This window comes from Vibrio sp. 10N.222.49.C9 (assembly GCF_041474985.1).
GTDB classification, from domain to species: domain Bacteria; phylum Pseudomonadota; class Gammaproteobacteria; order Enterobacterales; family Vibrionaceae; genus Vibrio; species Vibrio crassostreae_C.
Window position 1 is genome coordinate 1 of record NZ_JBFRVD010000922.1, and the last position, 311, is coordinate 311.

Consider the following 311-nt stretch of genomic DNA (forward strand, 5'->3'; position numbering starts at 1 on the left):
TTACTAAAGATGGTCTGCCACACGTTAGCTATTCTCCCTTTGCGTTTGACCAAGCGGGTTATTACATCCTTGTGAGCGACTTAGCCGCTCATGGACAGAACCTTAAAGGCAATAAAAATGTCTCTATCATGATGGTTCAAGACGAAGCATCAGCAAAGAGCGTTCATGCAAGAAAGCGTCTGACCTTTGATACTACAGCAGAGCATATCAATAAAGACTCTGAGCAAGGCAAGGCTGGCGTTGCAGCACTGATTGAACGCTTTGGCGAAATGGCTCAAAACCTAGCGCAGCTGGGTGATTTCAATCTCTAC

1 protein-coding gene is annotated in these 311 nt (G+C 45.7%); it reads left to right on the forward strand.

The window, feature by feature from the left end:
* Positions 1-311 (forward strand): pyridoxamine 5'-phosphate oxidase family protein (locus AB4585_RS26230; protein WP_372171690.1); only part of this gene is annotated, 311 nt, incomplete at both ends.